The sequence below is a fragment of the Clostridium sp. Cult1 genome (genome assembly GCF_021655095.1).
Lineage (GTDB): Bacteria > Bacillota > Clostridia > Tissierellales > Tepidimicrobiaceae > Schnuerera.
Map to the genome: position 1 here is coordinate 1,148,062 of NZ_PPXW01000001.1, position 10,700 is coordinate 1,158,761.

Consider the following 10,700-nt stretch of genomic DNA (forward strand, 5'->3'; position numbering starts at 1 on the left):
ACTTATTATTTGGTATATAATATTAATTTCCACTAAATAGATAATTATATATTATATTTGCTGCATCTTCCCTTTTTAGTTCTGCTTTAGGATTTATATATCCATTATTACCTTCAACTATATTAAGTCCATAGGCTATGGACACATATCCTTTCAATTTAGGATCTATATCCTTAGTATCCTTAAATAGGTCCTTATATATTTCACTTACATCGGCAATCTTGTCATATTTTAAAGCTCTAATGACATATTTTATACCTTCTTCTTTGGTGACCATTCCTTCTGGATTTTTTTCTTCTTCCTTTACAATACCTAGGTTGATCAAATAGCTATATAGTTTATCCTTTGAACCATCTATTTCAAAATAGGGGCTATTGGCCTTTGCTAATAGATATAGGAAATCCCTTTGAGTAATCTTCTCCTTAGGCTTGAACTCCTCCCCTGGTAAGGCTATACCATATTGGGCTAATATATTTATCTTCTCCTTAGCATAGCTTTTATCTATATCCTTATAGCTAACTACCTTTGAAGATTTAAAAGGTTCTCCCCAATAGTTTAGTATATCACCTGTATTGGCATCTATATTTGCTGGTTTTTCGCTTTTCAATCCATATACCAATTTGGCTTCTTTCTTTTCATTTGAATCACTACCATATGCACCAGGAACTATATATTTCAACTCCATACCTATATCCTTAAATAGAATATCATAGGCTTTATCTATAGGTATTGTATTGTCCTTTGGAGGAAAATCTCCCTTATTCCAATTGAGTCTATATTCTCCTATCTGGCCATCTATTGCATTTACTTGAATGTAAATTCCATCTTCTTCTACATAGGCATCATCAATTTTTCTGACGAATTCAAAGTAGTAGCTATTCTGACTTGACAAATGATTTTCCCTCTCAGGTCTAATTCTCAATTCCATCTTTTCCAATTTGTCTGGACTCATCTTCTTGATATACTCTTTGGCTATGTCTAAAGATTGTTTTTCATCATATTTAGCCTTCTTTCCTTCCTGGAAAGGAATATTTCTGTAGAAAGATACCAATTCCTTGGTTTTTGCGTCTATGCTTATACTTACATAATCTGAACTGGCTTGAGACTCCTTAATAAAATCCATTTGCCAATGATAAGTATTCGCATCTCTCCAATTCTTAGATAGGCTAATATAACCTAGTTTGTACCCTGAATCCAATTTTAGTATATCCCTACCGATTTTCTCCGCTTCTTCTTGGGATATAAGGCCTGTAACATCTTGTATTGCTTCTTCTTCACCTGGGCTTAGGGATTCCTCTTCCTTAACTGCTCCATATCCACCACCACCTGCTTCTGCAACTCTATCGAAGATATGATAATAGTCAGTTAGAATAACTAATTCCCCATCTTTAGCATCTATACCTTGATTAGCATTTAAAGGTCCATAGGCCAAATAATATTTTGGCTTATCTCCTGCGTAGCTTAACTTATATAATAGATCCAATCCTATTTTTTCTTTATACAATTTCTGGGCTTTGTCTAATGAAATTGGATCCTTTACTTCAGGAAATACTATATTCATATCCCAAGTAGCATAATAATTCCTCACTTCTCCAGTGGAGTTGTCTACATAAATATCTATATTATTATTATAATAAGGAATTCCCTTTTCCGTCCTTACAAAATAGTAGTTATATCCATTGGAATATAAATTTAATGGTTCTGATCTGTCTATGTGTTTAATATTGTCTGCAAATTCTGGAGATACCTTCTTGATAAAATCCTTAGCTATCTTCAAACCTTCTTCTTTACTTACCTTTGGTAATCTAGTCTTTTGTTCTCCATAGCTTGGTTCCCATTTTCCATAGCTGATTACCGTTCCATCAGATGTTATAGAAACATCTATACTACCAAGCTTATCCTTGCTATCCCACCAGGTTAGATAAAAATAAGTCTTTCCTTCTCGAGAAGTAACTCTGTGTTCAAATTTGTCATATTCCTCTCCAATGTTAAACAGTTTTTTACTCTTTATAATGGCATCTTTCAGTTGTTTATCGTAGTTTTGTTCTGCAAAAGAAGCAAATGGAATCATATTCAATACTATAATCAATGCCAGTATAAAAGTTATCCTCCTCTTCACCTAAATCCCTCCTTTGAATCCTTGTACCAAATACTTCCAAAACTTATCTATATATATTATACCTTCAATTTGGCAAATATAAGTTACAAACATATTACGATTCATATATTATTGAACATTGTCTATCTGTTTATTAAGTCTAATAGTACCTTTCTACATACCTATTAAATATATATTCTAATATCACCAAAGCAGGTATTCTTGATACGAAATTCATATCCTCTAATCTATATTTAGTAGAGATTACAAACAATGCCTTATCTACTATATTAGATAGACTATTATTGCTCATATTGGTTACCGATATGAGAGTTGCTCCTGTGGTTTTAGCTATATTAGCTGCCTTTAATATCTGAGAAGTTTCTCCTGACATGGATACACAAAAGGCTATATCTCCAAGTTTTAAATTAGAGGCTGATAAATACATAAGGCTAGTATCATCGTAGAAATAGGATTGTTTTTTGACCAGTCTAAACCTTCTTGTCATCTCCTCGCAGACTATTCTAGAAGAGCCTTCCCCATAGAAATCCATCCTTTCACTAGCATGTATAAGTTGGATTATTTCATCGATAGTGGTTTCGCTTACTAAATTCTTAGTCTTAATTACATCGTCAAATATATTTGACTCCACCATTGGAGTCTCCATTAAATCCTTATCTTGATTTTGCTGTTCTATTGTCAACCATAAACTATTCTTAAACTCTATAAAACCGCTAAATCCTAATTTCTGACAAAAGCGAACTATAGTAGCCGGAGATACGAAAACTTCTTTTGACGCATCTTTTATTTTCATATCCTTTATCTTTTGAGAGTTGTCGATAAAATAGTTCAATAGGTAGGTTTCATTTTTATTTAAGCTATCTATTCTATTTTCTATATGATCGAAGAAATTCAAAATATCACCTCTTAAGTTTCATCTATTGTAAACAAATTAAGTTTATGAAAACTTTTTCGTAAAATGAAAAAGTTTCAATCCTTGAAAACAGTTTCTAAATAGGGTAAAACGGTTTCCAGACTACATTTATATATATATAATACAATTAAATAATTAGTTTGTCGACAAACTTTGTATTTTCTATTTATAACAATCAATATATTTATGTGAGGAGGATTTTAAATGTCTAAAAAAGCAATTAGCAATTATTTTCAAAGATTAGGCAAAGCTTTTATGCTTCCTATTGCATTGATCTCCTTTGCTGGTATCTTTTTAGGGATTAGTTCTGCATTTTCCAATCCTAATGTTATAGCAAAGATACCCTTCTTAGGCAACAATGTATTGCAATTGATATTCATGTTTACTAAAGCTATAACAGGAGCAATATTTGGAAATCTACCAGTATTGTTCGCTATATCCCTGTCCATAGGACTGGCAAAAGACGAAACTGCTGTGGCAGGCTTTTCAGGATTTGTTGGTTATATAATAATGCATATTACCATAAATACAGTTCTTGCCCACAATGATGCCCTAGCATTAGCAGAAAACATGAGGGAAGCTGGTCAGGGTATGACACTAGGGATACAATCCCTTGAATTAGGGGTCTTTGGAGGTATAATCGTAGGAATTATTGTGGCAGAGCTTCACAATAAATTTTATACCATTGAACTCCCCGATTATTTAGGCTTCTTTGGAGGAACTCGTTTTGTCCCAATCATTACCACATTGGTATTTGCATTAGTAGGTCTAGTGCTTCCCATAGTATGGCCACCAATTGGCGGAGGTATTCAAAAAGTAGGCTTTGCAATTTCTAGATTGGGATATTTTGGAACTTTCCTATTTGGATTCTTGGAAAGACTATTGATACCTTTTGGACTTCATCATATATTAAATGCCATGTTTAGATTTACTCCCGTAGGTGGTGAGATGGTTGTAGGTGGGGAAAGCATCGCTGGAGCTTTAAATATATACTTTGCACAGCTTGCAGATCCAAGTACGGTATCCTTCTCTACAGAAGCTACACGCTTCCTAGCCCAAGGGAAGATACCAGTTATGATGTTTGGGCTACCTGCAGCTGCATTAGCCATGTATAGAACTGCTAAACCTGAAAACAAGCAAAGAATTAAGGGTATATTAACCGCTGGAGCCCTAGCTTCCTTTGTTACAGGAATTACAGAACCCCTTGAGTTTTCATTCTTATTTGTAGCTCCAGTTCTATATCTTCTACATTCAGTATTAGCAGGTCTATCCTTTATGCTAAACCATTTATTTGGAGTTGCTATTGGTAATACCCAAGGTGGAGTTATAGATCTACTAGTGTTTGGAGCTCTTCAACCAGATACAAAATGGTATATTACACTTTTAATAGGGCTTATCTATTTCTTTATATATTACTATGCTTTCAAGTTGATTATTGAAAAGAAGGACTTAAAAACTCCAGGTAGGGAAGCAGATTTTGCTTTAGATGAAGAAGCTATAGTGTTTGATGATAGCAATATAGATTCAAAAGCTGTAGAAATAATTAACTGCCTAGGTGGAAAAGAAAATATCCAAACCGTTAGCAATTGTATCACCAGACTCCGTGTAGTGGTAAAGGATATGAGCCTAGTTAATGAAGAAGGATTTAAGAAGACTGGTGCTGCTGGTGTAATCAAACCTGGAGAAAATGATATCCAAATCATATATGGCCCTTCAGTCTCCAAGGTAAAAGCATCTGTCGACAAGGAATTAAAAAGAAATCGATAATTTATGTTAAATTTGATATAAATATGAGGAGGTAATTTCATTGAAAGGATTTAATGTTACGATAGTCGGTGGAGGTAGTACATGGACACCAGGACTTTTGCAAAGTCTATGTAAGATGAAGGATCGTTTCCCTTTGAAAAAATTGGTACTGTTCGATATAGATGAAAAACGTCAAGAGGTTATTGGAGAATTTGCAAAGATATTATTTGAAGAAAATTATCCTGGCCTAGAGTTCTATTATACTACTAAAGTTGAAGAAGCCTATATAGATGTGGATTTTGTATTCATGCAGATGAGAACTGGCGGATTAAAGATGCGGGAAAAAGATGAAAAAATCCCTCTAAGCCTTGGTGTTATTGGACAAGAAACCTGTGGGCCTGGCGGCTTTGCTTATGGACTAAGATCCATTAGGGATATGATTAAAACCATAGAGGATATCCGTAGATATTCTAAGGATGCTTGGATACTAAATTATACAAATCCTGCGGCTATAGTGGCTGAAGCTACCAATAGGGTATTCCCTGAGGACAATAGATTACTAAATATATGTGATCAACCTGTAAATCTTATAAGATCCTATGCAAAGATATTGGGAGTCAAATCCGAAGAACTTGAACCTGTATATTTTGGATTAAATCACTTTGGATGGTTTACCCATCTATATGATAAAAATGGACAGGATTTGCTACCAAAGTTAAGGGAAATAATTCTTAAAGATGGATTCAAGCCAGTAGATGCAGAGCAAAGAGATCAATCCTGGTTAGATACCTATGGAATGGTAAAGGATATGGTCATGGATTTCCCCGACTATCTGCCTAATACCTATTTACAATACTATTATTATCCAGATTATAAGCTATCCCATCTAGATCCTAACTATACTAGAGCTAATGAAGTTATAGATGGTAGAGAAAAAAGGATATTTGATGAATGTAGGAGAGTAGCAGAGGCTGGCACCTCTAAAGGATCTGTGTTGGTTCATAACGATGCCCATAGCGAATTCATAATAGAACTAGCAGAATCCATAGCCTATAATAAACAACGTATATATATTGTAATAGTTGAAAACAACGGCATCATATCTAATATACAAGACGATGCCATGGTAGAAGTAGCAGCAGTAATGACTGCCAATGGACCTCGTCCTCTATCCGTTGGGAAGATAGGTACCTTCTACAAAGGATTGATGGAATCCCAGCTAGCCTATGAAAAATTAGCTGTGGATGCATACTTTGAAGGTTCCTATGAAAAGGCCCTACAAGCATTGACATTAAACAGGACGGTAGTCTCAGCTAAGAAAGCAAGAGAAGTATTAGATGCGTTAATAGAAGCCAATAAAGACTACTGGCCAGAACTTAGATAAAATGATAAGGTATGGACAAGTACTTATACTTGTTCATACCTTTATTAATAAACAATTAGGAGGAAATTAATATGAAAATCCTTATTGCACCGGATTCCTTTAAAGAGAATTTGTCTGCTAAAGAGGTAGCCCAAGCTATTGAAAGGGGAATCAAAAAAGTAGATGAAAATATACAAACCTCGATAGTACCAATGGCTGATGGGGGTGAAGGTACTGTAGAATCTTTAGTAGAAGCTACAGATGGACAGATTATTAATGTAAAAGTAAAGGATCCTCTTATGAGGGATATAGACTCCTATTACGGGGTACTAGGGGATAGGAAAACTGCCGTAATTGAAATGGCTGCAGCATCTGGATTAGCCCTTTTAGAAAAGGATGAGCGAAATCCAATGGATACTACTAGCTTCGGTACAGGCCAACTGATTAAATACGCTATAGAAGAGGGCTACAAGAATATAATAATCGGCATAGGGGGAAGCGCCACCAATGATGGGGGAGCTGGTATGTTAATGGCATTAGGCGCAAAGATACTAGATGCTAATGGTGAAGATATTGGATTAGGAGCAAAGGGATTAGGGAAACTAAAAAGCATAGATCTTTCCAATTTCCATGAAGACATAAAGGATTGTAATTTTGTCGTAGCCTGTGATGTAGATAATCCCCTAGTAGGTAAAAGGGGGGCATCCTATGTTTTTGGACCTCAAAAAGGAGCCGATGAACATATGGTAAAGATTTTGGATGCTAATCTAGAGAATTTTGGAAAAGTAGTTGAGGATACCCTCGGAATATCCCTACTCCAATATCCAGGAGCTGGTGCCGCTGGAGGTATGGGAGCTGCTCTTTTAGCTTTTTTAGATGCGGAGTTAGAGAGGGGAATCGATATAGTAATAGAAGCTACTCAGCTGGAAAGGAAGATAATGGATTCAAATCTAGTTATCACTGGGGAAGGTAAGATAGATGGTCAAACCCAATTTGGGAAAACCCCCTATGGAATAGCAACTCTGGCTAAAAAATATAATAAGCCAGTTATTGCTATAGCTGGAGGAATAGGTGAAGATGCCTCTGTGCTATATGAAAAAGGTATAGACAGCATATTCTCCATAGTAAACAAGCCTATGACTCTTGAGGAAGCAATGGTCCATGGGGAATCCTTACTTGAGGATACAGCTGAAAGGATAATAAGGGCTTTGATAGCCATATAGCCTTCAGCCCTAGATTATGACACTTATTATGAATTATGTGTCGTTAATTCTAAATTGTTTTAGTGGTAGCCCCCGGCATATTTATAAAGAACAGCATCTCCGATTCGAGATTTGGCAAATAGCACGACACGGGGAAAAAATGGCCGTGAAGATCGCTATCGCTAAAAAACACGGCCAAGCGATTTTTTCCCCTTAGTTGGATGTTTGCACGAATTTTTCGCAAGTCGGTGCTTATCTTCCCCAAATATGTCGGGACTGGGCACATAATTACGACACCTAAATCTACAACAATACATAGAAAATACCCCTTCCCCAACTATCACTCTATTCAAAAGTACCCTTTACTATAGCCTCTCCTTCCAATACCATAATCCTTCCCATAGCTATGACGGTATCAATTTCCAATGTAGTCTTGTCAAGAAGTACTATGTCACCATCCATCCCTTCTTTAATACATCCTTTATTGGACAATCTCAATATATTGGCAGGATTGGATGTTATAGTCCTTAAGGCCTTGTCTATGGGTATTTTTTCTTCCAATATAGCATCTTTGACTTCCCCATAAAGGGAATTTACCTTTCCTATACCTAAGCCTATGAAATTCCCCTCTTCATCAAATTTAGGAAGACTACCTTGACCATCAGATGAAAAGGTGATATTCCTTGGAGATACCCCCTCTTCCAACAGGGTTTTTAAGGCTTTGCTAGGTTTTGTATCCCAATCTTCTTCATCCTTCTTATTAGAACTAGTAGTAAAATCTACAAATCCACCTTTTTTAGCGTAATCAATAGATCTAGCAAACAACTTAGTACTTCTGCCCATATGGGTTGGTAAAAATTGAGTTATTGGTATCTCAGTGGTTTCAACTATCTCTTCTAAAAAGTCCAACTGTCTATCTCCATCTCCCATATGGATATTGACTATACCTGCCTTTCCTGATAGTATTCCGCCAACTCTAGCCTCTGCTGCTATCTTTGCCATATCCTCCACCGTTGGTTGGCTAGATCGATGATCTGAAAGGGCTACTTCTCCTACACCGATGATCTTGTCTATCAATATAATATCATCCTGAATACTCCCGGTAATGGTCCTTATAGGCACCTGATAGGAACCAGTATATACATAGGTAGTAATCCCTTCTTCTTCAAGACCATTGGCTTTAGCTACTAGATTGGACATGGTCCTTGTAGTACCATCTGTACCTAAAACTCCTATTACAGTGGTAACACCTCCAAGGGTGATGTCTGTCAGCTGTATTTCTGGAGTACGGGTTTTGAAGCTGCCTTCTCCACCGCCTCCGCATATGTGAACATGAGAATCGATAAATCCTGGAGCTATATATTTACTCCTAGCATCTATAATATCCATATCTACGAAATCCTTTGGAATAGCTATTTCATCCCTTATGTATCCTATCCTTCCTCCAACTAGCAGTATATCCTTCTTGCCTAAATAATTTGGAGCGTATATCTCTCCACCTTTTATCAATGTTAACATCCTAATACCTCCTTCTCATGCCATATAATCAAGCCCTCTCATAATATTCCTGCCTTATGTCTTCTGGAACTAGGCTACCTCCTGTGGCCCAACAGATATGTGTAGCATTCTCTTTTTGATGTAATAGAATAGGTCCTAAGAGCCCTGCCAAGGCTGAAGGTTCTAAGAATATCCTCTCTTCATCATATAACTTTTTTAGAAATTCATATAATCTATTATCATCAATGGTATATACCCCTGCTAAAATTTTGTCCATTATATTTCCCACAAAGGATGAAGGCCTTCCTACTGCCAGTCCATCAGCTTGGGTTTTGTTATCCAGTCCAATATCCTTTACAGAAATCTTATCATGTAATCCTGTCATCAATCCTAGTAACATAGCTGGGGAATGGGTAGGTTCTGCGAAAAAGCAATGGACATTATCACCATAAATAAGTTTTAACCCATAAGTTATTCCCCCAGGACCCCCTCCTACGCCACAAGGAAGGTATACCAATAAAGGATGGTTTTCATCCACTACAATATTCATCTCATCTAGTTGGTCTTTAAGCCTCAACCCTCCTACAGCATAGCCTAAAAATAAATCCTTGGAATTTTCATCATCTATAAAATAGCTATTTGGATCCTTATCCGATTGTTTTCTTCCCTTATCTACTGCCTTTGAATAATCGGAAGTATACTCAACTACCTCTACTCTCTTGCTCCTAAGGAGATCCTTCTTCCACTGCTTTGCATCTTGGGACATATGGACTTTCACCTTAAAGCCTAGTTTTGCGCTGATTATCCCGATGCTAAGACCTAAATTACCTGTACTACCTACTTGTATTGTATAATTGGAGAAAAATTGTTTAAATCTATCTTCTGTTAATATGGAATAGTCATCTTCCATAGACAACATACCTTTATCTATGGCCAATGTTTCTGCATGCTTTAAGACTTCATATATTCCACCTCTTGCTTTTATGGAGCCAGCAATGGGAAGTAGATCATCTCTTTTTAATAGCAGTTTCCCCTCTATACCTTCTCCATAATCCTTCTCCATCCTATCCTTCATATGATCGATTTCCGTCAAGGGAGATTCTATTATACCATCTATGATTTCAGGAAAAGCCTTTTTGATAAAAGGTTGGAATCTATTTAGTCTTTTCTCTGCATCTAGCACATCTTTATAGGATATAGGTAGTTCTTCTTCTACATCCTTAAACTTGGTATAATTTTCATTTATCCAGATTACTTCCTTTAACGACTTTATATCTTTCAATAGAGTATCTTGGTCTCTTAGGGCTAATATAGGTTTCACTTTCCCCACCTCCGGTATAATATACTAAATTTTGTCTATGATATACTTATAGTACATCATATATTCGCAAATAATACAATAAAATTAGCTTTCAAATATACTAAATATCCAAAAATACAAATAAGGGGTGAATTATATTGGAAATCCGTGAAAACACCATCATTCCTCTAGGTTATGGTAAGTTTGTAAGATCTGATAAAATCGTCGCATTAGATCCTATTGAAGATAATCGAGGTCCTGGTCGCCGCACCCTAGTATATGTAGAAAACTTAAATAATCCCATCATCGCTTCTAGAACGGAAAATTCTATTTTAGCCAATATGTCCAAGACTCCTAGGGATGTTTTGGAGGCCACTGCAGCTATGGAACTTCTTCAAGATATATTAGACGATATCGAACAGATTGGACCTATGCTCCGAAATAGCATTTTAGATGAGGCTGGTTTAGACCTCGATAGAATCCAATCAAAGATTGAAGAAATACTAACCCATGACCTAGACTCTATAGACGGCTAAAACAAAGGACCAGGATAAGTTTTT

Annotated in this window: 8 protein-coding genes; 4 read left to right on the forward strand and 4 right to left on the reverse strand. The window is 36.1% G+C overall.

Features of this window, described 5'->3' with window-relative positions; translation table 11 throughout:
• Positions 1-22: 22 nt before the first annotated feature.
• Entirely contained in the window at positions 23-2,119 is a 2,097-nt protein-coding gene (locus C3E89_RS13430; RefSeq protein ID WP_236911495.1) for a YcdB/YcdC domain-containing protein, read from the reverse strand.
• 139 nt (positions 2,120-2,258) lie between these two features.
• Complete coding sequence (locus C3E89_RS05640; protein ID WP_236911496.1) at positions 2,259-3,014, reverse strand: MurR/RpiR family transcriptional regulator; 756 nt, start codon at positions 3,012-3,014, stop codon at positions 2,259-2,261.
• A 222-nt stretch (positions 3,015-3,236) separates the two neighbouring features.
• Here C3E89_RS05640 and C3E89_RS05645 point away from each other — a divergent pair, with 222 nt between their 5' ends.
• The 3 genes from C3E89_RS05645 (at position 3,237) to C3E89_RS05655 (ending at position 7,364) form a co-directional block, all read left to right on the forward strand.
• Entirely contained in the window at positions 3,237-4,799 is a 1,563-nt protein-coding gene (locus C3E89_RS05645) for a PTS transporter subunit EIIC (RefSeq protein ID WP_236911497.1), read from the forward strand.
• A 40-nt stretch (positions 4,800-4,839) separates the two neighbouring features.
• A complete protein-coding gene (locus C3E89_RS05650) occupies positions 4,840-6,162 on the forward strand; it encodes a 6-phospho-alpha-glucosidase (RefSeq protein WP_236911498.1) in 1,323 nt (440 codons plus the stop codon).
• A 71-nt stretch (positions 6,163-6,233) separates the two neighbouring features.
• Positions 6,234-7,364 (forward strand): glycerate kinase, encoded by a 1,131-nt coding sequence (locus tag C3E89_RS05655; RefSeq protein WP_236911499.1) that lies wholly within the window; start codon positions 6,234-6,236, stop codon positions 7,362-7,364.
• Positions 7,365-7,688: 324 nt separating this feature from the next.
• Here the strand turns inward: C3E89_RS05655 and iadA are convergent, their stop codons facing one another.
• Positions 7,689-8,861, reverse strand: a complete 1,173-nt coding sequence (gene iadA / locus C3E89_RS05660; protein WP_236911500.1) for a beta-aspartyl-peptidase — start codon at positions 8,859-8,861, stop codon at positions 7,689-7,691.
• A 28-nt stretch (positions 8,862-8,889) separates the two neighbouring features.
• Positions 8,890-10,161 carry a D-serine ammonia-lyase gene (locus C3E89_RS05665; RefSeq protein WP_236911501.1) on the reverse strand — a complete coding sequence of 424 codons (1,272 nt, stop codon included), beginning with the start codon at positions 10,159-10,161 and terminating at the stop codon, positions 8,890-8,892.
• Between the two features lie 137 nt (positions 10,162-10,298).
• Between C3E89_RS05665 and C3E89_RS05670 the strand changes: the two genes are divergently transcribed.
• Entirely contained in the window at positions 10,299-10,676 is a 378-nt protein-coding gene (locus tag C3E89_RS05670; protein ID WP_236911502.1) for a hypothetical protein, read from the forward strand.
• The last annotated feature ends 24 nt before the right edge of the window (positions 10,677-10,700 follow it).

Bases quoted from the DNA above. Each gene is read 5' to 3' on its own strand.
- iadA (WP_236911500.1), bottom strand. From the start codon at position 8,861: ATGTTAACATTGATAAAAGGTGGAGAGATATACGCTCCAAATTATTTA.
- C3E89_RS05655 (WP_236911499.1), top strand. From the start codon at position 6,234: ATGAAAATCCTTATTGCACCGGATTCCTTTAAAGAGAATTTGTCTGCT.
- C3E89_RS05645 (WP_236911497.1), top strand. From the start codon at position 3,237: ATGTCTAAAAAAGCAATTAGCAATTATTTTCAAAGATTAGGCAAAGCT.